Below are 25,718 nucleotides of genomic sequence, written 5' to 3'. Positions count from 1 at the left end.
CGGCTCGTATGCGAAAACGTCCCAAGAATGCAAGTGCGAAGCACGCCGCATGATTGGTTGACGTTGACCGCTATAGATACAGCGCATCTATGCAAATCTGGGCGACTTCATTTTATCAGTGTTTCCTTAAGAAGCACGGGTATGCGCCATCAAAGACGCAAGCCCTGAATTTCGAGGTCATCTTCCGCATCGAAGCGGTAGAGTCCGAGCGTTGCGGCGCGGATGGGACGCGCGGTGCCATAGAGGTAGACGGTGTCGCCGAAACCGAAGTCAAAGCGCGGCGCAGCGTCCTGCACGAGCGCGGCGAGGAGTCCGCCCGGCAGTGCTGCGGCATGGATGGTGAAGGCAGTCGCGTTGCCCGCCGCCTGTCGGATGCGGTAGTTGCCGAGAACGCCGTCTGTGACGCCACCGATGCGCCCTGTGACGCCGTAGCTGCCGGGCGTTTCGGTATTCGTCACTGTGCTCTCAAACGTCAAGCCGTCTGCACCGAATACGGATGCGTCTTCACCGTCGACGAAGCCTTCCGCACGTCCCGTGAAGGATGGCAGCGGCTCTCCCTGCACGATGCTGTGCGGTGCGGCGGTGAGGGTCAGCTCACGGTGCGTGATTGTGCCCGTCCCCTGCGCAGCGGTCGCGGCGAGCGTGTAATTCCCCGCATCCGCACCCGCGAGGTCGACACCCGTATAGTTGATCCTGCTTGCTCCGGCGACGTTCTTATCGTTGTAGGCTGCACCTGTGGCGGCGGCTGTTACGCTGTCGCCCGCGACGGCATTGTTCAGTGCCGCGTGGAACTTCGATGCGTCTGCCAAGGTCATGCCGTCGTAGGTCTTGCTCTGCGCCGCGACTGCGCCGAGCGTCAGCGCACGCCGCATGATCGTGCCTATGCCCGTGAGCGTGGGGCTATTCAGCACATAGTTCCCCGCGCCCGTGCCCGTGAGCGTCAGCCCGTCAAAGGTCACGGCTTTATCTCTGGCGGCGTTCTTGTCGGCGTATTTTCCTGTGNGGTCATGCCGTCGTAGGTCTTGCTCTGCGCCGCGACTGCGCCGAGCGTCAGCGCACGCCGCATGATCGTGCCTATGCCCGTGAGCGTGGGGCTATTCAGCACATAGTTCCCCGCGCCCGTGCCCGTGAGCGTCAGCCCGTCAAAGGTCACGGCTTTATCTCTGGCGGCGTTCTTGTCGGCGTATTTTCCTGTGACGGCAGAGAGTTCGATGTCCGCGCCCTCGCCCGTGACAAAGCCTGTGAGACTATAGTTCGTCCCCTTTGCGAGCGTCTGCGCGACGTTTGCCGTGCCGTCATACGTCTTGTCAAAGCGTGCGCCGCCCGTGAGCGCGAGATTCAGCTCCTTCGGCGTTATCCTGCCCTCACCCTGCGCTGCTGTGGCGGCGAGACTGTAATTCCCTGCATCCGAACCTCCGAGTGAGACACCCGTGTAGTCAATGGTTCTTGCCGCAGCGACGTTATGGTCATTGTACGCCGCGCCCGTGGCGGTCGCCGTTACACTGTCTCCCGCGATGGCATTGCCGAGTGCCGCACTGAACTTCGATGCGTCTGCGGCTCTCGTACCGTCGTAGGTCTTACTCTGCGACGCGACTGTGCCAAGGGTCAGCTCACGCGCCGTGATCGTGCCCGCTCCCTGCGCCGTCGTCGCAGCAAGACTGTAATTCCCCGCATCCGCACCTGAGAGGGCGACACCTGTGTAGCCAATGGTGCTTGCCGCCGCGACATTCTTGCTGTTGTACGCCGCACCCGTGGCGGTCGCCGCCACGCTGTCGCCCGCGATGGCATTGGTGAGTGCCGCGCTGAACTTCCCTGCGTCTGCCGCAGTCGTGCCGTCGTAGATCTTTGTCTGTGCTGTGACTGTACCAAGGGTCAATGCACGCTTCGTGATTGTGCCTTTGCCCTGCGCGGTGTCGGCGATACTGTAGTTCCCCGCGCCTGTACCTCCGAGCGCGACTCCCGTGTAGCTCACCTTATTTGCCCCGGCGACGTTCTTGTCGTTGTACGTCGCGCCCGCAGCGGTCGCCGACACGCTGTTCTCCTCGCCCGCGACGATATTGCCGAGCGTCGCGCTGAACTGTGCGGCGTCTGCGTTCATATTGCCGTCGTAGGTCTTCGTCTGTGCCGCGACTGCGTCAAATGTCAGCGCACGGCGCGTAATCGTACCCGTGCCCTGTGCTACTGCGTCGAGACTGTAGTTCCCCGCATCCGCTCCTCCGAGCGCGACGCCCGTGTAATTGACCGTATTTGCCCCCGCGACATCCTTGCTGTTGTACGCCGCGCCCGTGGCGGTCGCCGCCACGCTGTCGCCCGCGATGGCATTGGTGAGTGCCGCGCGGAACTTCCCTGCGTCTGCAGCTGTCGTGCCGTCGTAGGTCTTCGTCTGCGCCGCGACTGTGCCGAGGGTCAGCGCACGGCGAGAGATTGTGCCCGCCCCCTGCACGGTGGTCGCGGCGAGCGTGTAGTTCCCCGCGCCCGTACCACTGAGTGCAAGCGCGTAGTTGACTTTATTTGCCGTCGCAACATCCTTGCTGTTGTATGCCGCGCCTGTGGCGGTCGCCGTGACAAGGCTCTCCTCGCCCGTGACGACGTTATTCAGCGTCGCGCTGAACTGCGTGGCGTCAGCGTTCGTATTGCCGTCGTAGGTCTTCGTCTGCGACGCGACGCCGCTCATGGTCAGCACGCGCGGCGCAATCCTGTATGTGCTGCCGATGAGGTCATAGCCGAACGCATCACTGTAGATGCCGCTCGCATCGCGTGTACCGACATTCTTCTCAAGGGCAGTATCCGAAAGGATGTGCGCGTCCCCGTCCCCGAATGTTTTGCCGTCGTAGGTCTTCTCAAGTCGCTTCGTGCCCTTCATCAGAGCCGTGAGCATGGGCGTGGTCTTGCCGTCGTAGATGCGCCACGGCGTGCCCTTGCCGCCCTCGGTCGCAACGAGAGCATTGCCGTTCTCGTCCTTCCAGTCCGTGTATGTCGCCGCCTTCTTCATATCCTCCAGACTGTGCTTTGCGACGTCAACCTCTTCTGTGCCATTTTTCGATTCGCCGACCGCGTGGGCGATAAAAGTCGGCGAACAACCCTGCGTTACACTGCCCGCCTTCCATACGGCATGGCTGACCGAGGTGCCGTCCGCCTGTCCCACAATGCCGGCAACGGTCTGGGCTTCATCCTGACTCGGCTGACCATCTCGCGCCACAGTTCCCGTATGCAGGGCGTTCTGCACGGTGCTGTTCTTCATGGCTCCCGCAATGCCGCCGATGAACGCATCGCGCCCATCTCCACGGCCTCGGATCTCGCCTGCATTCCAGACATTCTGAAGGGTAACGCGCTCCCCCGCGCCCACAATACCGCCGACATACGTGCCCGCATCGACTTTCCCTGCATTGTAGGCATTGCAGATCATGCCGTACTTCGCCGTCCCCACAATGCCGCCGAAATAATCCGATCCACTGAGCGTGCCGCTAAAGGAGACATTCCGAATGAGAGTCCCCTCTGCAGCACCCACAATGCCGCCGACATGAGTATACCCCCTCACATAGCCGTCCTTGATGAAGAGATTCTCGATCATCGCCCCGTTGATATTGCCAAACAGCCCGATATAGCTGTCTTCGTCAGCCTCCTGTCGATTGATGTGAAGATGCTCTATCCTGTGTCCGACGCCGTCGAATCGTCCTTTAAACTGAGGACCGCTGCTGCCATTGCCGCCAATCGGCATGAATCCCTCCGGGTCGTGGTATCCTATGTGATTCCATCCACTTGTTTCGCTCGCGTTGATGTCGTTCGCGAGCATATATCTGCCGCGCAGATTCGCCTCGATATGCTGCAGTTCGTAGACATCGTGCACGCGCATATAGTCATAGTCTGCATGAGGCTCGCCGTTGAGGTACTGAACAACCCATCCGCGCGATTCTGCAGATGCCTTGCGATGGTCGGCAGCCGTGCTCGCATAGTCGGAGACCTGATACGGCGTCGGGGTGCTGCCCACCTTGATGTTCTTCGTTATCTTATTCCCGACATCGTAGCCGATATGCGGCGCTTCCGCGCTGCGGATGGTGACCGCGTTGCCCGTGAGCGCCGTGCCGTGCACATCCGTCACAGCATCGGTATTCAGGACGGTGACGTTATTGCCCTCGATGTAAAGTTTCGCCGCCTTTACCGCGCCAAGGTTCAGCACATCGCCCGTCTGTGCGGTCGCGGAGAGCGGACTCGTGCCGTCTGCCTTGAATGTATTCGTCGCTGCGGCAATGTCAGCGTGGTTCGCCGTCGAGAGGTAGAGTGCGCCCGTATTGACCTGCGAGCCCTCGGCGAAGAGAATGCCGTGCGGATTGACGAGGTAGACGTTCCTGCCGCCCTCGATCGTGCCGTAGATGTTCGACGCGCCCTCGCCCGTGACGAGGTTCAGATAGTCGCGTGTCTGTGCGCCGCCGTCGAAGCGTACTATCTCGTCCTTATCGACGGAGAAGTCCTCCCAGCGGAGCACATTGTGGTCGGTCTTGCCCACGATGTTCATGGCTGTGCCGTTCGTTCTAATCGTCGCCGCGTCCGCGTTCGCCGCGGCGTTCGCGCCCTCGATGGGCAGCGCATACGCGTGCGGTGCGGCAAAGGGGGCGGCGAGTGCGCCCGCAACGAGGGCACAGAGGAGTTTGCAGCGCAGCTGCTTCTTCGATATTGATTTCATTTTGCTTCGACCTTTCTTGTTTCAAATAGTATACGATTAGAACTCGACGCGCACGCCGAGATTCGCCTTCCACTTCTCGCTGATGGCATCCGCGCCCGCCGTACGGCTGAGCTCACCGTAGATGTCCGCTCTGCCGACGCGCCGTGTAAAGCCCAGTCCATACTCAAAATAGCTGTCCCGTGCCGTGTAGCTGCGGTCAATGGAGGTCGATCCATACTGCGCCCGCATGTGGAGATCGCCCTTGAACTCGCGCAGATAGCCGAGTTTCAGATAGACCGTGCCGTGCTCGTCCTCGCAGCCAATCTGTGTGCCAATGCGCCCGACGAGTGTGGTGACGGCATCGTTTGCGATGTGAGCCCCCGGCAAAGAACCTGCACGCATCGTGTAGTCTGCCGCGCCGATGCGTCCATAGTTCAGCTCGACCTGTGGTGTCCAGTAGAAATGCGGGGGATAGCTATCTCCTCCCCCGCATTCTCTGCGGCAATGGAGGTCATGACGATGCCCGCGTATTTTACATAGCCCGTGTCGACGCCAAACGCAATTTCATAGGCCATCATTTTCCTCCGCTTTACTGTTACGAAAGGACTATAGATCCTATCAATATTTTCTCACATTTGAGAGAAATATCAACAAAGTATGTCATAAACGCCGAAAGTATGTCATGAACGCGAAAACAGTCAACAATCCTTTTCTTATTTCCATAAAATGTTTTATGAAAAACGAGGAGTCCTTGCATGTGCAGGGATTCCTCGTTTTTGTGTAAGGCACGGTATGAGAAAAGTGCTCTACCACACTTTGCCGATCACCGCTGCGGGTGATTCTTGTACCTTTTCGGCTGATGCGCATCGGACTGCGGCAAATTCGTCGCTGCAAAGGCTGTGCTCGGCAGCAGAAACACCGACGCAAGAGGTACGGCAAGTCCAAAGCGCGCGTGTTTTTCTTTTATCTTCAACGGAAGGACTCCTTTTCACAAAGATGTAAGGAAGCACTGATATGCGCCATCAAAGACGCAAGCCCTGAATTTCGAAGGCACGTTCCGCATCGAAGCGATAGATGCCGAGCGTTGCCGTGGGGATGGGACGCGGCAAGCCGAATACATAGACCTCCTGCCCGAAGCCCATATCAAAGCGCGGCGCGGCATCCTGTACGAGCGAGGCGAGTATACCGCCCGGCAGGTCTGCGACGTAGATGGTGAAGGCGTTCGCGTTGCCCGCCGCCTGTCGAATCCGATAGTTGCCGAGCACGCCGTCGCTCGTGCTGCCGATGCGTCCCGTAACGCCATAGCTGCCCGGCGTGTCGGTATTCGTCAGCGTCGTGCCAAATGTGATGCCGTCCGTACCGAATACGCGCTCGTCCTCGCCGTCCGCGAAGCCCTCCGCATGTCCCGTAAAGGAGGGCAGCGCCTCGCCCTGCACAATGCTCTGCGCGTCGGCGGTGAGCGTGAGATCGCGCGGCGTGATACTGCCCGCTCCCTGCGCGGCGGTCGCGGCGAGCGTGTAATTCCCCGCATCCGCCCCCGCGAGACCGACACCCGTGTAGTCAATGGTGGCTGCCGCAGCGACATTCTTGTCGTTGTATGCCGCACCCGTGGCGGCTGCCGTTACATTGTCACCCGCGACGGCATTGTTCAGCACCGCGCCGAACTTCGAAGCGTCTGCGGCGGTCGTGCCGTCGTAGGTCTTGCTCTGCGCCGCGACTGCGCCGAGCGTCAGCGCACGCCGCATGATCGTGCCTATGCCCGTGAGCGTGGGGCTATTCAGCACATAGTTCCCCGCGCCCGTGCCCGTGAGCGTCAGCCCGTCAAAGGTCACGGCTTTATCTCTGGCGGCGTTCTTGTCGGCGTATTTTCCTGTGACGGCAGAGAGTTCGATGTCCGCGCCCTCGCCCGTCACAAAGCCTGTGAGACTATAGTTCGTCCCCTTTGTGAGCGACTGCGTGACGTTCGCATTCCCATCGTACGTCTTGTCAAAGCGTGCGCCACCCGTGAGCGCGAGATTCAGCTCCCTCGGCGTAATCCTGCCCGCATTCTCAAAGGTCTTGCTCGCCGCAAGCGTATAGTTCGCCGCGCCCGAACCCGTAAGCGCGAAATTTGTAAAGGTGACGTTCTGCTGCGTGCCCGCCGCCTGTGCATCCTTCGTCGCGTATGCGCCCTGTGCGGCGGATTCGTTCAGCGCGACAATGTCCGTGCCCTCGCCCTCGACCACGCCCGCAAGCCGATAGTTCGTACCGCGCGCGAGGTTCTGCGTGACGTTCACGTTGCCGTCGTATGTCTTGGTGAACTGCGTGCCCGCCGTCCCTTCGAGCGTCAGCGTCTTCCTTGCGATGTTGCCCGTTGCCGTGAGGGTGGTCGTAGAGAGGGAATAGTTCCCCGCGCCCGCACCCGTGAGCGTCAGCCCGCTAAAGGTCACGGTTTTGCCCGTACCCGCGTTCTTGTCCGCATACGTGCCCGTCACGGATGCAAGTGCAAGCCCTGCGCCCTCGCCGTTGACGAAATTCGAGAGCGTATAGTTCCCGCCCTTCGTGAGCGTCTGCGTGACGTTTGCATTCCCGTCATACGTCTTGTCAAAGCGTGCGCCGCCCGTCAGTGCGAGATTCAGCTGCTTCGCCGTGATACTGCCCGCCCCCTGCGCTGTCGTCGCGGCGAGACTGTAGTTCCCCGCGCCTGTACCTCCGAGCGCGACTCCCGTGTAGCTCACTTTATTTGCCCCAGCGACGTTCTTGTCGTTGTACGCCGCGCCCGTGGCGGTCGCCGTTACGCTGCCTTCCTCGCCTGCGACGATATTGCCGAGCGTCGCGTGGAACTGCGCGGCGTCTGCGTCGCGCGTGCCGTCGTAGGTCTTACTCTGTGCCGCAACTGCGCTAATCGTCAATGCGCGCGGCTTAATGATCGCGCCGCCGATGAGGTTATAGCCAAACTGGTCACTGTAGGCATCGTATGTGCCGACATCCTTCCCCGTATGGACGAGGGTGATGTGCGGGTCCGTTGTCGTAAAGACATTGCCGTCGTAGACTTTCTCAAGGCGCTTCGTGCCCTTCATCAGTGCCGTGAGGAGGGGCATCGTATGTCCGTTGTAGATGCGCCACGGCGTGCCCTTGCCGCCCTCGGTGGCAACGACGGCGTTGCCGTGCTCGTCCTGCCAGTCCGTGTATGTCGCCGCCAGCTTCATATCCGCCTCGGCAGCGACCTTGACATCCGTCGTCACGTCAGCCCCACTGATGGATGAGCCGACTGCCTGCCCTGCACTGCCCGTCTTCGATACGGCATGGCGAACGGTACCGCCGTCCGCCTCTCCCACAATGCCGCCGACCTTCTGACTCCCTGCGACCGTCCCCGTATTCCATACATACCGAAGGGTGATGTTCTCCATCGCCCCCACAATGCCGCCGACCTGCTGATTCCCTGTGACCGGCCCCGTACTCCATGCATTCTGAAGGGTACTGTCCGCTATCGCCCCCACAATGCCGCCGACTCTCTCATTCCCTGTGATCGCGCCCGTATTGCAGACATTCTGAATCTTAGCAGCCTCACGTGCATATCCCACAATACCGCCGGCGCTATGACCTGTCCCGCTGACTGCGCCCGCATTCCATGCATTCTGAATGCTGCCGCCCCACGCACATCCCACAATGCCGCCGACGATCTGATTTCCATTGACCCTGCCGGCGTATGAAACGTTCCGAATCACAGTGTCCTGTGCATATCCCACAATGCCGCCGACCGAGTCGTGCCCCTCCACATTGCCGTCCACAAGGGAGAGATTCTCAATGCGTGCCCCGACGGTGTAGCCAAACAGCCCTTGAGTATTCTCATTCGGACGATTGATATACAGCCCCCGCAGCGTGTAGCCCGCGCCGTCGAATCGTCCCGTAAATTGCGTGGCATAATTTTCTCCAATCGGAAGGAAGCCCTCTATGCCATACACAGTACGATTCCATGTATTTGTGACACCTGCGTCGATGTTGCCGGCGAGGATGTATCTGCCGTCCCGTTTCGCATTGATATTCTGCAGGTCGTAGACGTCGTGCACGCGCATAAGGTCATAGTCCGTATGCGGCGTGCCGCCGAGGTTCGCTACATCCCATCCGCGTGATTTTGCAGATGCCTTGTGATGGTCGGCATTCGTGCTCGCGTAGTCGAAAACCTGATACGGCGTCGCTGCGCCGTTCACGTCGATATTCTCCGTCGTTTTATGCCCGACATCGTAGCCGATATGCGGCGTCTGTGCGCTGCGAATCGTGACGTTCGCCCCCGTGAGTGCCGTGCCGTTTGCGTCCGTCACAGCATCCGTGTTGAGGACTTTGACATTCTTGCCCTCGATGTAGAGTTTCGCCGCCTTTACCGTGCCGAGGTTCAGCACATCGCCCGTCTGCACGGTCGCGGAGAGTGGACTCGTGCCGTTTGTCTTGAATGTGTTCGTCGCTGTGGCAATATCATCGGGCTTCGCCGTCGAGAGGTAGAGTGCGCCCGTATTGACCTCAGAGCCTTTTGCGAAGAGGATGCCGTGCGGGTTCACGAGGTAGATGTTCCTGCCGCCCTCGATCGTGCCGTAGATGTTCGACGCGCCCTCGCCCGTGACGAGGTTCAGATAGTCGCGCTCCTGATTGCCGCCGTCGAAGCGCACCTTCTCGTTCTGCTCGATGGAGAAGTCCTCCCATTTGAGGATATTGTGATCGGTCTTGCCCACGATGTCCATGACCGCGCCGCTCGTGGAGATATCTGCCTCGGTCTTGTTCGTCGCTGCGTTCGTGCCCTCGATGGGGAGAGCATACGCCGTCTGCGCGGCAAAGGGCGCGGCAACGATGCCTGCGAAAAGGGCACAGGCGACGGCGCGATACAGCTGCTTTGCATGATGATATTTCATTTGACTCATCCTTTCTCTCAAGAAATCTTTCTTGCGTTTAACAATGTTTCGATTTGCACAAGGTGTTTACGGATTTTTGCTTCTATACTCATCGGCTTCGCACACCTCGGAAGGTGCGTTTTTTGCCGCCGTCGCCGGCGGCACAGACAGAGATCAAGAGAGGTGCGACGCTCCTTTGTCCCATATAGTATTCTTCGTTAAGATCAAAGACCTTTTCTCTATTATTTTCTCACATTTATACGAAATAGCAATAAAAGTTGGCACAAGCGCCGAAAGTATGGTATGAACGCAAAAGAGGGAAATCCATGCTTGCAAATCCGCATGGATTTCCCTAGAATATGATGAGGAGGTCGTACGATGAATATTGCTGTACTGGACGATATGCCGGAAGATCTGAACCGGCTCTGCAGGCTTCTCGAAAGCGTATGCGCCGAGCATACGCCGCGCCCTATGATTCGCTATGTCGATGCCGACGGGCGTCGCTGCTCGTTTCATCTGACGGATGGCACGCTGCTGCCGATTGCCACGCGCCGCAAAAGCGAGGTCGAGCGCATCTACCGCGCCTATATGCTGAAGGAGATGCGTACGGGATTTCTGTCATAGGAGAAGATTCATGCACCCATCACCGATGATCGAACTCATGCAGTATCCGTTTGCCGTACCGCTGGTAACGCTGCTCTATACGGCGGTTCACATCCTGCCCGTCAATCTGACCCGTCTTTATATCTTTCGCCGATATCTGCGTTTTGCTCCGCTGCCGATCATTGCGGGGCTGCTCCTGCTCACGGGGATCGAGGCGGTCATCCAGATCGAGGCGGTCACGGTGTTTTCGCGGCGCATCGCCTTTCCTTTTCTCTTTTTTATCTTCTTCTATCTGCTCGCGATGACGCGTGTGCCGATCGGCAAGCAGATCTGCATCCTCATCCCTCCGGGGCTCATTTGGTTCGCCATGCAGACGGTGATCTATGCCGTAGAGGATGCCTACCCGCTCTTTGATGTGCCGTTCCTGCTCTCGGGGCTTTGCACGATTGTCTGCCTCCCCATCGCTGTGCCGCTTTTTCTCTACTATGGACGCACGATTGCCGCGCCGCTCCTGGCGGACGATTCCTTTGATGCGGTATGGACGCCGCTCGCGTGGCTCGGTACGCTGATTCTCGTGCTCACGATTCTGCTCTCGCCGTTCAATGACCTGCGCACACATACGGCGCTCTTCGTTCGTCTGAGCGGGGCGGTCGGCGGCTTCTGCTGCATCGGCCTGGCACTCTATGCCATGAATGCGCGGCTGCGTCAGCGTGCGCTCTGCGAACAGGTGGCACGCGAGGCGGAGATGGCGGCGATCACGCGGCAGAATACGGCGCAGATGGAGGAAAACGCTCGCACGACACGCGCGTTTCGCACGCAGTTCACCGAGATGATCGCTGCGGCGCAGGAACTGCTCGCACGGGGGGACGCTGCGGGCATCGAGCGGCTGATGGGCGCGGCTGCGTCTGCAATTCAAACGCGCTATGCACCCGTCTGTGCGAATGAGACGGTAAATATTCTCATCGGCTATTGGCAGCCAATCTTTGCACGGCTCGGCGTGCAGCCGGAGTACCGCATCGACATCGGCGCGGAAAATCCCCTTGACCCGCTCGATCTGACGGCGATCCTCGGCAATCTGCTCGCCAACGCCGCCGAGGCGTTGGAACGCCTCGCGCCCGATGCCCCGCGCCTCCTGCGGCTCGCACTCGTCCATCAAGGGGACACGCTCTTTCTGACCGCGGACAACAGCTATGACGGAGAGCTGCGCTACGATGCGGCGGGCAACCTGCTCTCGTCGAAGCGCGGCAACGCAGAGCGCGGCATCGGCATGGAGAGCATCCGCACGAGTCTTGCACGCTATGACGGTACGATGGAGATTTCACCGGAGGACGATCTCTTCGCGGTGTCCATCGTGCTGCGGGCGACACAGGACAGAGCGGCAAATATCATGCCGATGCGTACGGACGGCTGCGGGGAGGCGAAACATCATGACTGACGCAGAGATTCGGCTGCTCTACACGCTCGTGTGTGCGCCGCCCTTTGACCTGCTCGTTTTCTATGTCTTTCACGATCAGCTGCGCTTTGCGCGGATCTATGTCGTCTGCGGCTATATGCTCGTGCTCGCGCTGACACAGGCCGCACAGATGTCTTTGCCGCTCGATATGTCTCTCGTCGCACTTCTCTGCCGCCCGCTCGCTCTCTTCTATATGCTTCTCTCGATCCGCGACCAGCCGCTGCGGGTAATATCCATCGCCCTGCTCGTCTATCCGCTGCTGATGCTTGCGGGAACGCTCGGAACGATGACGGAGCATTTCTTTGGCGCGGGACTGCCGCCGGGGCTATGGAAATGCCTGCTCATCCCCATGATGTTTCTCCTCGTCCTGCCCGCCGCGCTGCATACGATCCGCCACTTGCTCATGCCGATGCTGTCCGTTGATGATCGGCGGCTCTGGCTCTATCTCAGCGGCTACGAGGTGATTCTCGTCGCGCTCGCCGTCGCCGCCGATCCGGCGAATACGTCGGTGCAGCCGACGATCCTCGCTGCGCGGCTCTTGCTCCCGCTCGCTCTCGTCCAATATCTGCGCGTGTCCACCCTCCTCACGCGCTATGCAGAGGAGGGAAATGCACTGCATCAGCAGCAGCTTCATGAGCAGATGATTCGCATGTCCGAAGAGGCGCACTATCAGACGATGCTCGACCTCTGGCGCAGCTCGCGCCGCATGCGCCACGATCTCAGACACCACATGACGATGATCGCGCAGCTCGCGCATGAGGAGAGCCGCGAGCGCCTTGCCGCGTATCTCGACGATCTCGCCGAGCAGTTCGCAGAGCAAAAATCAGAGGAAGGCAAGTAAGCTACACGCACAAACGTCCACCTTGTGGACATTGTGCGCCGCCCTTACAGAAGCCTAGCCAATCGGTCTGCACCTTCGGCTTGACCTCTTGGGGCTTCATGGTAAACTTTCAGATCTCGCCCCAAACGCCGTCGCGATAAAGGCGCACGAGGCGCATCGCATGGATGTCTCCCGTCCGAACGGGCGCATCCGTATAGACGCGGATGTAGTTCGCCGTAAGTCCGTCCGTGACGCCCTCGCGCTCCGTCTCGAAGAGAACGGGCATCTCTGTGCCGAGAAAGGCGGCGTGAAACGCCTCGCTCTTCTTTGCGGCGAGCGCCTGCATGCGATGCACACGCTCCTTCTTCTCCGCCTCGGGAACCTGCGCGGCAAACGCAGCCGCCGGCGTGCCTCGGCGCGGCGAGTAGGGGAATACATGCATGCGTGCGAAGTTCATGCGCTCGACGAAAGCAAGGCTTTCCTCGAATAGCTCCTGCGTTTCGCCCGGAAAGCCCACGATGATGTCCGTCGAGATGGCGATGCCGGGCACGGCACGTTCGACGCGTTCGATGAGCGCGGCGAACTTCGCCGTATCGTAGTGACGGTTCATCGCGCGAAGCACTTCATCCGATCCCGCCTGCAGCGGCAGATGAAGATGCCCGGCGAAGCGCTCCTCCTGCGCGAGGAGTGCGAGCAGATCGTCCGACAGCTCGATCGACTCCAAAGAGCCGAGGCGCAGACGCTTGAGTCCCGGCAGGGAAAGAACAGCGCGCACGGCGTCGGCAAGCGTCACATCGCCGAGGTCGCGCCCGTAGCAGCCGAGGTGGATGCCCGTCAGGACGATCTCCTTGAAGCCCATGGCGAGGAGCTTCGCCGCCTCGCGCCGCACGCTCTTCAAGAGGCGCGAGCGCACGGGGCCGCGCGCGTAGGGAATGATGCAAAACGAGCAGAAATTTTCGCAGCCCTCCTCAATTTTCAGAAAAGCACGCGTTCTCGCGGGCGCACCGAAAAGCGGGATGTCCTCGAACTCGGAGGCGTGCATGATGTCGCCCGTGCCGTCGAAGACGCCCGCCTCACGCGCCGCTCGCTCCACGTGATCGACAATCCCCGCTCGCTCCTTCGTGCCGAGCACGACACGCACGCCCTCGATCGCGCGGATCTCCTCGGGTGCGACCTGCGCGTAGCAGCCCGTCACGGCGATGACGGCTCGCTCGTTCAGGCGGCGCGCACGGCGGATGAGCTGGCGCGACTTCTTCTCGCCGAGACTCGTGACCGAGCACGTGTTGATGACGTAGACGTCCGCCGCCTCGTCGAAGGGGACGATGGCGTAGCCGCGCTGCCGGAAAAGCCCCTCCATCGTCTCCGTTTCAAACTGATTGACCTTGCAGCCCAAGGTCGTCAATGCTGCTTTTGGCAAAACCTAAATCTCCTTTTTCATACTGCACGAGCGCGAGCGCGACGATCGCCGCCGTATCGACGCGCAGGATGCGCCGACCAAGCGTCACGGCAGAAAAGCCGTGCGCGACTGCAAGCTGCGCCTCCGCCTCATCGAAGCCGCCCTCCGGCCCAACAAGCATGAAGATGCGCTGCGCTTCTGAATCCGAAAGAACCGTGCGCAGTTCCCGCCGCTCTTCCATCTCGTAGAAAAAAAGGCGCAGGGCATATTCCGCTGCCCCCTGCCCTTCCATCGCCGCGCGAAGGGGCACGATCGGCATCACCTCGGGGATGCGCGTGCGCCCGCACTGCTTCGCCGCCTCCGCTGCGATCTTCTGCCAGCGCTCCACGCGTGCACGCGCCTTCTTTTCGTCGTAGCGCACGACGACGTTCTGACTGAGCACGGGACGGATGCACGCGACGCCCAGTTCCGTCGCCTTCTGCACGATGAAGTCCATGCGGTCGCCCTTGGGCAGGCACTGGAAAAGCTCGATTTCCGCCTGCGATTCCGCCGCTTCCGACAGTCGCCGAACGAGTCGAAGCTGCACTCTGCCATCTGCGAATCCCGCGACCTCGGCCTCAGCCGAGCCGCCCGCACCATCGGCGACGAGGAGCTTCTCGCCGAGCTTGGCTCGCATGACGCGCTGCAGATGATGCGCGTCCGCGCCCCGCACTTCCATCGTGTCCGCGATCTCGCCTTCGAGAAAGACGCGCCTCATCGCGCTCCGCCCCCTTTGACGACGATGGCCGCCCAACCTTTTTCCTGCTCGATCTTCTCAACGGAAAAACCATGCCGGCCTGCGGCTTCCACGACATCCGCCAGACGATCCTCGATGATGCCCGACAAGAGCATCGTGCCGCCCGCCGCCAGAGATCCCTTCACCTCGCCGAAAAGGCGCACGATGATGTCGGCGATGATGTTCGCAATGATGAGATCCGCCTCGCCCGCAACGCTCTTTAGAAGATCGCTTCGCTCCGTGTGCACGAAGTCCTCTGCGCCGTTCTGGCGCACGTTCTCACGGGCGATGCGCACGGCGACAGGGTCGAAGTCCACGGCTTCGACCCTCTTTGCTCCGAGCTTCGCCGCGACGATGGCGAGCACGCCCGAACCCGTGCCGACGTCGAACACCGTCATGCCCGGCCGAACGAGGTCTTCGAGCGCACGGATGCACAGGGATGTCGTCGCGTGCTGCCCCGTGCCGAATGCCGCGCCCGGGTCAAGCTCCACGACGATTTCTCCCGCCTTGGCTTCGTATTCTTCCCACGTCGGCTTGATGACGGTGCGCGCACCGATCTTTTCCGTGTGAAAGAACGCCTTCCACGTCTCGGCCCAATCCTCGTCGGCGACCGCCTTCCACGACACCACGCCCGCGCCCTTGTCGATTCCATGAGCCTTCAGGCCGTCCAGCCGCGCGGCAAGACACTGCAGCTTTCCCTCAAGCTCCTCGTCGAGCGCCCAGTACGCTTTGACGCGCACGATCTCCGTCTCCTCACTCTCCTTGAGATCCGTATAGTCCCAGAGTCCCGAACGAATATATTCGTTCAAGAGCGCCGGATCTTCGATGACCACGCCCGCAGCGCCCAATTCCTGCAAGATTTCCGACACAAGATCCGTCGCCTCGTGCGACGTATCCACGCCCACTTCCGCCCACTGCAAAAAGCATCGCTCCTTTCTCATTCGGTACCATCATACAATAAGAAAGCCCCTTGCGCAAGAAAAAGCCCCCGCCCGAAGGCGAGGGACATGCAGTGCTGCATCGAGAATTTGTCGACGACGAGAGGAAAGCGCAGATGGGCGGCTGAATTTATCCGTGATTCCTTACAACCCCAGAGCCGCATCGCGCGTCTCGCTCCCCTTGTACATGAGATAGAGGAATGCCTCGATCGCGGGCAGATCGCCCGTGTTCGTGCTGCGCGATTCCAGAGACAGCAGCCGTCCGTCGCTCGTGTAAAGCTCCTCTTCAAGTGTCAGGCGGAAACTGCCATGCCTTTCTCGCAACAGATTGCCCGAAAAATGCTCGACGAGGACGTACTTGCAGCCGGCGGCGCGTGCGGCGGCGAAAAGCGATTCCTGTGTCCCGCCTTGCGAGGAAAATACCGTCGGCGCATAGCGGACGTCGAGCGCATCGTGCACGGCACGCTCGATGTACGGCGCATCCTGTGCGAGCGCCTCGGGCAGGTCAAAGGACGGCGCCGCGACGTAAAGGCCGCCCGCAAGCTCCTGCGGCGTGCCGCAAAACAGCTCGTGCGGCGAATCCGTCTGCACCGCATCATAGTAGCAGCGCAGCGCCTCGTCGAAATAGAGCGCCATCTCATGATGGAAGCGATCCTCGCGCGTCCGCGGCTTCCAGACGATCTTCTCGCCGAATTGCACGAAGCCCTTTCCCAAAGACTGCAGGATGGCGGCAACGGGATCGGCCTGCATGACGATGCGCGTGAAATGAAGCCTCGTTTCGTAGAGCCGTGCAAACTTCTCGTCGCCGACGGCAGGCGCACCGAACGTGATGACCCTGAGCTGCTCGGGCGGCACGCCAAGATCAGCGAGACGCGCCGCCGTCACGAGAGACGCCGCACCGCCGAGGCTGTGCCCCGTCAGATAGAGCACTTCTTCCGGATGCTCCTTGAGTTCATCTGCCAGCGCTTCTCCCGCCGTCCGATTGCCGAACTCCGGCATCTCCTCCGTAAAGAGCGCCGCCATGACGAAATCGTTGAATCCCTTGTGGACGTGCGGCAGATCTCGGGCATCGCTTCCAGCTGCAACGGCGGCAAATTCCTCGGGGCTCGTACCGCCGAAAGGGACTGCGGAAAGGCGCAGGTCAACCTCGATGTCCTTCTTGTTCTCCGTGCCGGGGAAGGAAAGCACGGCGATGCGCCTGCCGTCTGCAAGCGTCTTTCGTGCCAGATGGACACGCCCCTCTGCAGCTCGCGTCGACGTGCTGCGGCTCTGGAAATCCCAGGCTGTCTCCTTGAGCCAGCTGCGCACAAGGAGAGCGCCGTCATCGGAATAGGAGGCGGATGAAACGAGCGCGGCAAGCAGGTCGATCTCCGGCTCTTCCTGCGCTGAGGCCGACAGCGGCAAGAATGCAAGGCAAAAGAAAAGCAGCGCCGAAACCAAGGGCAGGAACCGCCGCTCTGCAAAATTCTTTCGTTCCATCTCAACCCCTCCCCCTGCAAGATGTTCGTTCCTTTTGGGAAAGTGTATGATAAAAAAAGAGGAAACTACACGCACAAACGTCCACTTCGTGGACATTGTGCGCCGCCCTTACAGAAGCCTAGCCAATCGGTCTGCACCTTCGGCTTGACCTCTTGGGGCTTCATGGTAAAATCAATAGAAGTCGTATTAAGAACGACTCTTATTGATTTTCCCCTCGGCAATCATAGTGCAGGAGCATCCGCCCGATTATTGCGATACACCTTTCTCCGCATGTCGCTTCAGCCAGGCTGCCGCATACGAGCACGAAGCATCCTTCACCAGCTTTCCGCCGCGCCGCTCGATCTCCGCAACGGCTCTCGCGACAAGGTTGCCCGCGACGCCCTGCCCCTGCAGCGAGGCATCAACTTCCGTATGGAAAATATCGTAGACTCCCGGCGCTGCTTCCGAAAAATCCGCGCGGGCGAGCACGACGCCATCCGCACTCTTGTATACGATGCTGTTCCCTTCCGTCTGAAAATCCATGTCCGCCTCCTTATGCAAGACCAAGCCTCAAGGCAGGGACTTCGCCTCGGCGACCGGCCAGAACACGACCATAGCCTTGCCCTTGATGAGATCATAGGGGACGAAGCCGACGTCGGCGAAGCGGCTGTCCTCGGAATTGTTGCGGTTGTCTCCCATGACGAAGATGTGCCCAGCGGGCACCGTCGACAGCGGGTAGTTCGTCAGTGTCTTTTCGAGGATGTAGTCCTCGTTCAACAGTTGCTGATTCAAAAACACCTTGCCATCCTTGATCTCGATCGTGTCACCGGGCACGGCGATCACACGCTTGATGAAGTCGCGGCTCGGGTCGCGCGGATAGCGGAAGACGATGATTTCATTGCGCTCCGGCTCCCTCATGCGGTAAATGAACTTGTTGACGACGAGGCGCTCGCGCGACTGCAGGGTCGGCCGCATGGACGGGCCGTCCACGACATAAAGCTCCACGATGAACTGGCGGATGATGAAGGCGAGCACGACGGCGACGACGATCGCCACGAGCCAATCCTTGACTTCTTCTCCCAACGAACTCATAAAATACCTCCTGAAAAGGAAATAGGGACTGCGAAAGGAAAATGCCCAGCCGGCATTCCCCAAGGCAGTCCCCATGATGTGCTTCAGCGCTTCTCGCGAATGCGAGCTGCCTTACCCGTAAGGTTGCGCAGGTAATAGAGCTTCGCACGGCGCACAATGCCGCGGCGCATGAGCTGGATCTTGTCAAGACGCGGCGAATGTACCGGGAAAGTACGCTCGACACCGACGCCGTAGGAAATGCGGCGCACGGTGAACGTCTCGCGCACGCCCGTACCCGAGCGCGCGATGACGACGCCCTCGAACGCCTGGATGCGCTCACGCGTTCCCTCGACGACCTTGACGTGCACGCGCACCGTATCGCCGGGAGCGAACTCGGGGATGTCGGAGCGCAACTGTTCCTGCTCCAAAGCCTGAATGATGTTCATTTGTTTTCCTCCTTAATCTCAGACGTTCGTAAGAGAGCCTTTTCTCCCCCAGAGGACCGCCCGTATGCTCGCCTATTTTATCACAAAAAGCGGGCAATTTCAACCACTTCTGCAAGAAGTTTTTTTCGCAGGATACTGTCGCTGCATCGCTTCTCGCACTTCTTCACGACGCACGACGCCTCAGAGCACCTTCGACAGGAAGTTCTTCGTCCGCTCTTCTTTCGGATGCTCGAACACTTCTTTCGGTACGCCCTGCTCGATGATCCGCCCGTCGTCAACGAAGAGCAGGCGGTCGCCGACTTCACGCGCAAAGCCCATCTCGTGCGTGACGATGACCATCGTCATGCCCTCGGCGGCCAGGGAGCGCATGACGTCCAAGACCTCCTTGACCATCTCGGGATCGAGAGCGCTCGTCGGCTCATCGAAGAGCATGAGGCGCGGCTTCATCGCGAGCGCACGCGCGATGGCGACACGCTGTTGCTGACCGCCCGAAAGCTGCTCGGGATAGGCCTCCGCCTTGTCTGCCAGGCCGACTTTCTCCAGGAGCATACGCGCGTCCTTCTCCGCCTCTTCGCGTGCGGTCTTTCTGACCTTGCGCGGCGCAAGCGTGATGTTGTCCAGAACCGTCATGTGCGGAAAGAGGTTAAATCTCTGGAACACCATGCCGACCTCGGCGCGCACGCGATTGATGTCGGCTGCGGAAAGCTCCTTGCCGTCGATGGAGATCTTTCCCTTGGACGGCACATCGAGGTAGTTGATCGAGCGCAGGAGCGTCGACTTGCCCGAGCCGGACGGCCCTATGATGACGACGACCTCCTTGTCCGCGACTTCGAGGTCGATGCCTTTCAGGACGAGGTTGTCGCCGAATGCCTTGTAAAGCCCTTTAATGCTTATCATCGGTTCTGAACCTCCGTTCGAGATAGGCCACGAGCTGCGAGATGGAAAGCGTCATCACGAGATAGATGATGGCGACGCAAGGCCAGATTTCCAGTGAGCCGTAGGTGCGGGCAATGATGAGCTGGCCGCTTCGCGTCAGTTCTTCAAAGCCGATGACCGAGACGAGCGACGAATCCTTCAAAAGTGCGATGAACTCGTTGCCGATCTGCGGTATGACGCGCTTGACCGCCTGCGGCAGGATGATGTGCCACATCGTCTGCAGCCACGTCATGCCTAGGGAGCGCCCCGCTTCCATCTGCCCCTTGTCGATCGACTGGATGCCCGAGCGGAAGATCTCGGCGACATAGGCGCCGCTGTTGATGCTGCACGCCGTGATCGCCGCGAAGAACGGGTCGACGCGCTGCCCCGAGATGACGGGAAGCGCGAAGTAGATCAAGAAGATCTGCACCAAGAGCGGCGTACCGCGCAGAAAGTCAATGTACGCCATTGCCAGAAGGCGCAGCGGCTTGACCTGCGAGATGCGCGCCACGCCGACGACGAGGCCAATGACAACGCCGAGCGCGACGGAAATCGCCGTGATCTTTATCGTCACAAGTGCGCCGATGAGCAGGACGGGGAAAGAGCTCACCGCCAGATCGAAATCAAAATTCATGCCTGCACCTCACGACTGTCCTCACTCGGCCTTCTGCCCGAACCACTTCTTGTAAATCTCGTCGTACTTGCCATTTTCCTTGAGCTTCTTCAAGGCTTCGTCGACCTTCTTCTGCAGTTCCTGATTGTCCTTCGCCATGGCGATGCCGTAGTCCTCGGAGGTCAGAAGCTCGTTGACGACGCGCACGTCCTTCTCGCCGCTCTTGGCGATGTAATAGTCGTTGACCGGGCGATCGTTGACGACAGCCTGCACGCCGCCCGCCTTCAGCTCAAGGAAGGTGTCTGCCGAGCTGTTCAGCTCCTTGACCTGGATGTCCGGATTCTTCTTGACCTCCTTCGCACTCGTCGTGCCGATCTGCACGGCGACCGTCTTGCCCGCGAGATCCTTGAAGCCGTTGATGTCTGTGTTGTCCTTCTTGACGACGATCGTCAGACCCGACTGATAGTAAGGCTCCGAGAAGAGCACGTTCTTCTTGCGCTCGTCGTTGATCGTCATGCCCGAGATCGCGATGTCGATGTTCTTCGACACGAGTGCCGGAATCAAGCCGTCAAAATTGATGTTCTGGATCTCCGCCGTCATGCCCATCTCTTCCGCCACGGCACGCGCGAGATCCATGTCGAAACCCTCGTACTCCTTGCCGTTCTCACCTTGGAATTCGAAAGGCGCGAAGTCCGCATTCGTGCCAACGCGCAGCGTCTTCGACGCCGAACCCGAATCCCCCGAGCCGCCGCAGCCCGCAACGGCGAAAGAAGCCGCAGCCAGAAGTCCGACAGCGCCGAGCAGCATTTTCTTCATCTTCATGAAAGAATCTCCCTCCTAAAAATAAACACTCTATGAAAGCAACATAAAGAAGCTCGGGATGACCCGAGCCCTCTCGCATCGTGTAACATTATAGCACAGAAAGAAACGCATATCCATAGTGGATTTGTGCAGGATTTCCGACTGCCTTTATCAAAACATTTTGTGCGTGCCGCATCTACCAGCGCCGGAAAGCAGCTGCTCACTTTGCCAATGACAACTTCTGCGCAATCGCATTTTGCAAAGTCTGCGAGAAATTCAAGCCGATGCGTTCCGCCTCGGCGTTCATCCAATACGGAATAGAGAGAGTTTTCTCGACGAATCTCTTGCTCTGCTTCTCGCGAAAGGACGGCATGAATGCCTCGACAAGGAAAAACATCTCATTTTTCTGAAGCTCCTCCTGTTCACCAAGCACGCGCAAGGACGACGGCTGCGGAATCTCATCTCCGTCTTGCTCCATGCCATAGAGATGAAGGGAAAGCGCTTCCCGCGCCATGCGCACAGCCTCCTCCTCATCTGACCCAAACGTAATGCAACCGGGCAAATCCGGAAACACGACGTGAACGCCGTCCTTCTCATAGCTGAAGATTGCCGTATAACGATAAAAATCAGGAAACATGCTACCTCCTTCCCCAACGCGGGGCGAAACTCAGAACTTGAGTCCCGATTGTCTTTCGATACTTTTCAGGTCACGCACTCCCAAATCTTTTACCGGATGCCTGAGCGTCACCTTTCCCGGTTTTGTCGGATGCTTGAACTGATGATGGTCGCCTTCGCAGTTAATTTCCACCCATCCGTCCTTCAGCAACATTTTTAGAACATCTCTGGAAGAATAGCTTTTCATATTCCCTCCCTCGGCATGGCGAGGCGCAGTGCTTCCGCGAGCGTCGCCGCGCCGAAGAGGTCGATACCCTTTATGTTCTTGAGGCGCTCGGCGTTCTTCTGCGGCAGGATGGCGGCGCGAAAGCCGAGCTTGGCGGCTTCCTTCAAGCGCACGTCGGCCTGGCTGACGGCACGGATCTCACCCGACAGGCCGACTTCGCCGAAGACGATCGCCTTCGGACGCACGAGGCGGTTAGCGAACGACGACGCCATGGCGACGCACAGGCCGAGGTCTGCGGCAGGCTCGTCAATCTTGATGCCGCCCGCGACCTTGACGTAGACGTCGCATGCGCCGATGGGAAGCTTGACGCGCTTTTCAAGGACGGCCAAGAGAAGCTGGATGCGCTTGACGTCGACCGAGTCCGCCGTGCGCCTCGGCGGCATGTAAGGCGTCTCAGCGACAAGCGACTGGATCTCGACGAGAAGGGGCCGCGTTCCTTCGACCGTCGGCACGACGACCGTGCCGCTGTCCGGCTCGCGGTCGGACAAAAAGAGCTTCGAAGCGTCGGGCACGTCGGCAAGCCCCGTGTCGCGCATCTCAAAGAGGCCAAGCTCGTTCGTGCTGCCGAAGCGGTTCTTGACGGCGCGCAGGATGCGAAACTGCGCATTGCGCTCGCCTTCGAAGTAGAGCACGGTGTCGACGATGTGCTCAAGGACGCGCGGCCCCGCGAGCGTGCCGTCTTTCGTGACATGACCGACGACAAAGGCGGCGATGCCGTACGTCTTCGCAAGGCGCAGAAGCTCGACGCTGCACTCGCGCACTTGGCTGACGCTGCCCGGCGCACTCGTCACATCGGGGCGAAAGATCGTCTGGATAGAGTCGATGACGAGAAGTTCCGGCTTGACCGTTTCGATATGTACCGTGATGCGCTCAAGGTTCGTCTCGCTGACAACGAAGAGATCGTCGGCAATCGCCCCGAGGCGGTCAGCCCGCATGCGCACCTGGCGCGTGCTCTCCTCGCCCGTCACATAGAGCACGCGCTTTCCTCCGCGTGCGACCTCGGCCGCCACGCGAAGTGTGAGGCTCGACTTGCCGACGCCCGGATCGCCGACGATCAAGACCATCGAGCCGGGAATCACGCCGCCGCCCAAGACGCGGTCAAGCTCTCCCGATCCCGTCAAGAAACGCGGCATGTCCTCGACTGCGACATCGCCGACAGCGACGGGACGCGCGCCGTCGGAAAGCCCGAGGCGCAGACCGCCCTCGGCAGACTCAGGCGCGACCGTCTCCTCGACGAGCGTGTTCCACGCGCCGCAGCCCGGGCACTTTCCCACCCACTTGGACGTATCGTAGCCGCACGCCTGACAGACGAACGCCGTCTTTTTCTTCTTCGCCAAATTCATTCCGCCTTTCCGCGCTTCATCAGCGAGCGCCGCAGAAAGCGCAGCAGCGAACGGACAAGCCAGAGCGGCGCCCACGCCGCATTGACGAGCATGTTCCAGACAGAGGCTGCTCCGCCCGGCGCAAGCTTATTGCGCTGCGCCCGCACGAAGCGCCTTCTCCTTCTTCACCTTCGCCGCGTCCTTCGGCTGCTTCCGGACGAAATCAAGCCGGTCGCCGACCTTCTTGACGTAGATCGTATCGCCACGTCCAAAATCGCCCTTCAAGAGCCTTTCGGCGATCTCGTCCTCGACGAGCTTCCGGATCGCACGCTTCAGCGGACGTGCCCCGTACTTGAAATCCGTGCCGCTTTCGACGAGCTTCGACTTCGCCGCGGGGCTGACCTCAAGCGCCATGCCTTTTTCCGACAGACGAGCCTCGACTTCGCGCAGCATGATGTCGACGATCTTCGTCAGTTCTTCCTTGCCGAGCGGACGGAAGACGAGCATCTCGTCGACGCGGTTCAAAAACTCGGGACGAAAGACGCGCTTGACCTCCTCAAAGACGCGCGATTTTCCCTTTTCGTAAGCGTCGCCGAGCGTCTGCACCCCCGCGGTGAAGCCGAGCGACGTCGACTGCTTGAGATAGTCGGCGCCCGCGTTCGAAGTCATGATGATGACTGTGTTCTTGCAGTCGACCGTGCGCCCCTGCGCATCCGTCAGCCGCCCGTCGTCCAAGACCTGCAGCAGCACGTTGAAGAGGTCGGGGTGCGCCTTCTCCACCTCGTCGAGCAGGATGATCGAATACGGGTGGCGGCGCACGGCCTCGGTCAGCTGGCCGCCCTCCTCATAGCCCACATAGCCCGGAGGGGCGCCGACAAGCTTCGACACCGTATGCTTTTCCATGTATTCGGACATGTCGAAGCGCACGATGGCTTCCTCCGTGCCGAAGAGCGATTCCGCCAAGGCGCGCGCGAGTTCCGTCTTGCCGACGCCCGTCGAGCCGAGGAAGAGGAAAGAGCCGATGGGGCGCTTCGGGTCTTTAAGTCCCGCGCGTGCGCGGCGCACCGCCTTGGCGACCGCCGTCACGGCCTCCTCCTGTCCCACGACGTGCGCCGTCAGAATCTGCTCAAGATGAAGCAGGCGCTCCGACTCCTTCGCGGCGATGTCCTTCACAGGGATGCCCGTCCAAAGCCCGACGGCATCGGCGATGTCGTCCGCCGTGACCGTGACCTCCTTCATCTCGCGCTCCTGCCAGCGTTCCTTGGCAGCGGCAAGCTCCTCTTTGAGCGCACTCTCCTCATCGCGCAGGGCCGCCGCACGCTCGTAATCCTGCAGCTTGATCGCTGTGTCCTTCTCGACGCCGAGCTTCTTCAGACGCTCTTCCAGACGCTTGATGGACGTCGGCAGGACGACGGTCTTCATGCGCGACTTCGACGCCGCCTCGTCCATGAGGTCGATCGCCTTGTCGGGCAGACAGCGGTCGGGAATGTAGCGATGCGACAAGCGCACCGCCGCCTTCAAGGCCTCGTCCCGAATCTTCGCGTGGTGAAACGCCTCGTACTTCGGGCGCAGTCCGTGGAGGATCTTCTCCGCCTCCTCCGTCGTCGGCTCCTCGACGAGGATGCTTTGGAAACGCCGCTCCAGCGCCGAATCCTTCTCGAAATACTTCTTGTACTCCTTCAACGTCGTCGCGCCGATGATCTGCACCTCGCCGCGCGAAAGGGGCGGCTTCAAGATATTCGCGGCATCGAGCGATCCTTCCGCTGCGCCCGCCCCGATGAGCGTGTGCATCTCGTCGATGAAGAGGATCACATTGCCGCTCTTCATGACCTCGTCGATGATGCCCTTCAAGCGTTCCTCAAACTCGCCGCGGTACTTCGCGCCCGCCACGAGTCCTGCCATCGGCAGGGACACGATGCGCTTTTGCTGCAGGAGGCGCGGCACGGCGCCTGTGGCGATGCGTGCGGCAAGGCCTTCCGCGACTGCCGTCTTGCCGACGCCCGGCTCGCCGATGAGGATCGGATTATTCTTCGTGCGCCGCGACAAAATCTGCACGACGCGCTCGATCTCCTTCTCCCTACCGATGACGGGGTCGAGCTTGCCCTCCCGCGCCATCCGATTGATGTCCCTGCCGTACTTGTCGAGGAGCGGCGTGCCCGCAGCGGCCTCTCCCTGCGCGGGCGCGGCGCGGCGGCGGCGATCGGGCGCGGGAAGCTCGGCGCTCTCGTGCGTGCCGCCGAGCATGTCGATGACCGTCGCACGCACGATGTCGAGATCGGCGCCGAGCGAGATCAGGACGTGCGCCGCCACGCCTTCATTCTCGCGGATAAGCCCGAGGAGAATGTGCTCCGTGCCGATGTAATTGTGCCCGAAGGAGCGCGCCTCTTCGACGGCAAGCTCCATCACGCGCTTGGCGCGATCCGTGTAGTACGATGCGCGCCGCTCCTCCATCTCGCGTCCGCCGAGCATATCTTCGACGCGCGTGCGCACATGACCGAAATCGAGTCCCAAAGAGCGCAGCGCGCGCGCTGCAATGCCCTCCCCCTCGTGCAGAAGCCCGAGGAGGATGTGCTCCGTACCGATGAAGTTCTGCTCCAGCTCCTGCGCTTCGTACTGAGCGAATTCCAGCACCTTGAGCGCACGACCCGTAAAGCGGTTCGTCATAAAAATTCCACCTTTATGTC

At 60.3% G+C, this 25,718-nt stretch carries 24 protein-coding genes; 3 read left to right on the top strand and 21 right to left on the bottom strand.

Annotated elements, in window-relative coordinates; genetic code table 11:
• Positions 1-149: 149 nt before the first annotated feature.
• The 6 genes from OL236_RS01345 to OL236_RS01320 form a co-directional block, all read right to left on the bottom strand.
• Positions 150-959, bottom strand: a complete 810-nt coding sequence (locus OL236_RS01345) for a YDG domain-containing protein (protein ID WP_265071760.1) — start codon at positions 957-959, stop codon at positions 150-152.
• 44 nt (positions 960-1,003) lie between these two features.
• Positions 1,004-4,681, bottom strand: a 3,678-nt coding sequence (locus OL236_RS01340; RefSeq protein ID WP_265071059.1) for a YDG domain-containing protein, incomplete at its 3' end; no start/stop codon positions are given.
• Between the two features lie 36 nt (positions 4,682-4,717).
• Complete coding sequence (locus tag OL236_RS01335) at positions 4,718-5,083, bottom strand: autotransporter outer membrane beta-barrel domain-containing protein (protein ID WP_265071759.1); 366 nt, start codon at positions 5,081-5,083, stop codon at positions 4,718-4,720.
• An 11-nt stretch (positions 5,084-5,094) separates the two neighbouring features.
• Positions 5,095-5,238 carry a hypothetical protein gene (locus OL236_RS01330; RefSeq protein WP_265071058.1) on the bottom strand — a complete coding sequence of 48 codons (144 nt, stop codon included), beginning with the start codon at positions 5,236-5,238 and terminating at the stop codon, positions 5,095-5,097.
• A gap of 245 nt (positions 5,239-5,483) precedes the next feature.
• Complete coding sequence (locus OL236_RS01325) at positions 5,484-5,633, bottom strand: hypothetical protein (protein ID WP_265071057.1); 150 nt, start codon at positions 5,631-5,633, stop codon at positions 5,484-5,486.
• A 49-nt stretch (positions 5,634-5,682) separates the two neighbouring features.
• On the bottom strand, positions 5,683-9,543 hold the full coding sequence (locus OL236_RS01320) for a YDG domain-containing protein (RefSeq protein WP_265071056.1): 3,861 nt from the start codon (positions 9,541-9,543) through the stop codon (positions 5,683-5,685).
• Positions 9,544-9,900: 357 nt separating this feature from the next.
• Between OL236_RS01320 and OL236_RS01315 the strand changes: the two genes are divergently transcribed.
• Genes OL236_RS01315 through OL236_RS01305 form a run of 3 tightly spaced genes read left to right on the top strand, consistent with a single transcriptional unit; the run spans position 9,901 to position 12,419 of the window.
• Positions 9,901-10,146, top strand: coding sequence for a hypothetical protein (locus tag OL236_RS01315; RefSeq protein WP_265071055.1), 246 nt, complete (start codon positions 9,901-9,903; stop codon positions 10,144-10,146).
• Between the two features lie 10 nt (positions 10,147-10,156).
• Complete coding sequence (locus tag OL236_RS01310; protein WP_265071054.1) at positions 10,157-11,560, top strand: ATP-binding protein; 1,404 nt, start codon at positions 10,157-10,159, stop codon at positions 11,558-11,560.
• On the top strand, positions 11,553-12,419 hold the full coding sequence (locus OL236_RS01305) for a beta-carotene 15,15'-monooxygenase (protein ID WP_265071053.1): 867 nt from the start codon (positions 11,553-11,555) through the stop codon (positions 12,417-12,419). The genes OL236_RS01310 and OL236_RS01305 overlap by 8 nt, the downstream gene beginning before the upstream one ends.
• A 109-nt stretch (positions 12,420-12,528) precedes the next feature.
• Here OL236_RS01305 and mtaB read toward each other — a convergent pair whose 3' ends face one another.
• The 15 genes from mtaB to OL236_RS01230 all read right to left on the bottom strand — a co-directional run bounded on the left by mtaB (position 12,529) and on the right by OL236_RS01230 (position 25,698).
• The gene (gene mtaB, locus OL236_RS01300) at positions 12,529-13,815 is read right to left on the bottom strand and encodes a tRNA (N(6)-L-threonylcarbamoyladenosine(37)-C(2))-methylthiotransferase MtaB (protein WP_265071052.1); all 1,287 of its coding nucleotides are present in this window, start codon (positions 13,813-13,815) and stop codon (positions 12,529-12,531) included.
• Positions 13,766-14,551 (bottom strand): 16S rRNA (uracil(1498)-N(3))-methyltransferase, encoded by a 786-nt coding sequence (locus OL236_RS01295; RefSeq protein ID WP_265071051.1) that lies wholly within the window; start codon positions 14,549-14,551, stop codon positions 13,766-13,768. Before OL236_RS01295 ends, mtaB begins: the two co-directional genes overlap by 50 nt.
• Positions 14,548-15,510 carry a 50S ribosomal protein L11 methyltransferase gene (gene prmA / locus OL236_RS01290; protein ID WP_265071050.1) on the bottom strand — a complete coding sequence of 321 codons (963 nt, stop codon included), beginning with the start codon at positions 15,508-15,510 and terminating at the stop codon, positions 14,548-14,550. Before prmA ends, OL236_RS01295 begins: the two co-directional genes overlap by 4 nt.
• 141 nt (positions 15,511-15,651) lie before the next feature.
• On the bottom strand, positions 15,652-16,986 hold the full coding sequence (locus OL236_RS01285) for a lipase family protein (protein WP_265071049.1): 1,335 nt from the start codon (positions 16,984-16,986) through the stop codon (positions 15,652-15,654).
• A 246-nt stretch (positions 16,987-17,232) separates the two neighbouring features.
• Positions 17,233-17,508: a GNAT family N-acetyltransferase gene (locus tag OL236_RS01280; protein ID WP_265071048.1), complete on the bottom strand. Its 276-nt coding sequence runs from the start codon at positions 17,506-17,508 to the stop codon at positions 17,233-17,235.
• A 27-nt stretch (positions 17,509-17,535) separates the two neighbouring features.
• A complete protein-coding gene (gene lepB, locus OL236_RS01275; protein ID WP_009645545.1) occupies positions 17,536-18,057 on the bottom strand; it encodes a signal peptidase I in 522 nt (173 codons plus the stop codon).
• 83 nt (positions 18,058-18,140) lie between these two features.
• Positions 18,141-18,482 (bottom strand): 50S ribosomal protein L19, encoded by a 342-nt coding sequence (gene rplS / locus OL236_RS01270; protein ID WP_009645557.1) that lies wholly within the window; start codon positions 18,480-18,482, stop codon positions 18,141-18,143.
• Positions 18,483-18,662: 180 nt separating this feature from the next.
• Positions 18,663-19,379: an amino acid ABC transporter ATP-binding protein gene (locus OL236_RS01265; protein ID WP_006193416.1), complete on the bottom strand. Its 717-nt coding sequence runs from the start codon at positions 19,377-19,379 to the stop codon at positions 18,663-18,665.
• Positions 19,366-20,031 carry an amino acid ABC transporter permease gene (locus OL236_RS01260; RefSeq protein WP_009645567.1) on the bottom strand — a complete coding sequence of 222 codons (666 nt, stop codon included), beginning with the start codon at positions 20,029-20,031 and terminating at the stop codon, positions 19,366-19,368. The genes OL236_RS01265 and OL236_RS01260 overlap by 14 nt, the downstream gene beginning before the upstream one ends.
• A gap of 21 nt (positions 20,032-20,052) precedes the next feature.
• On the bottom strand, positions 20,053-20,832 hold the full coding sequence (locus OL236_RS01255; protein WP_265071047.1) for a basic amino acid ABC transporter substrate-binding protein: 780 nt from the start codon (positions 20,830-20,832) through the stop codon (positions 20,053-20,055).
• A gap of 199 nt (positions 20,833-21,031) precedes the next feature.
• Positions 21,032-21,448 carry a type II toxin-antitoxin system HicB family antitoxin gene (locus tag OL236_RS01250; protein WP_265071046.1) on the bottom strand — a complete coding sequence of 139 codons (417 nt, stop codon included), beginning with the start codon at positions 21,446-21,448 and terminating at the stop codon, positions 21,032-21,034.
• Between the two features lie 30 nt (positions 21,449-21,478).
• On the bottom strand, positions 21,479-21,673 hold the full coding sequence (locus OL236_RS01245; RefSeq protein ID WP_265071045.1) for a type II toxin-antitoxin system HicA family toxin: 195 nt from the start codon (positions 21,671-21,673) through the stop codon (positions 21,479-21,481).
• Positions 21,670-23,049 carry a DNA repair protein RadA gene (gene radA, locus OL236_RS01240; RefSeq protein ID WP_265071044.1) on the bottom strand — a complete coding sequence of 460 codons (1,380 nt, stop codon included), beginning with the start codon at positions 23,047-23,049 and terminating at the stop codon, positions 21,670-21,672. Before radA ends, OL236_RS01245 begins: the two co-directional genes overlap by 4 nt.
• Before the next feature lie 2 nt (positions 23,050-23,051).
• A complete protein-coding gene (locus OL236_RS01235; protein ID WP_009645555.1) occupies positions 23,052-23,201 on the bottom strand; it encodes a hypothetical protein in 150 nt (49 codons plus the stop codon).
• Entirely contained in the window at positions 23,182-25,698 is a 2,517-nt protein-coding gene (locus OL236_RS01230) for an ATP-dependent Clp protease ATP-binding subunit (RefSeq protein WP_265071043.1), read from the bottom strand. Before OL236_RS01230 ends, OL236_RS01235 begins: the two co-directional genes overlap by 20 nt.
• Between the last annotated feature and the right edge of the window lie 20 nt (positions 25,699-25,718).

The sequence above is a fragment of the Selenomonas sputigena genome (genome assembly GCF_026015965.1).
Classification (GTDB): domain Bacteria; phylum Bacillota; class Negativicutes; order Selenomonadales; family Selenomonadaceae; genus Selenomonas.
Note: the sequence above shows the minus strand (reverse complement) of the source record. Positions and strands in the feature narration are given on the sequence as shown.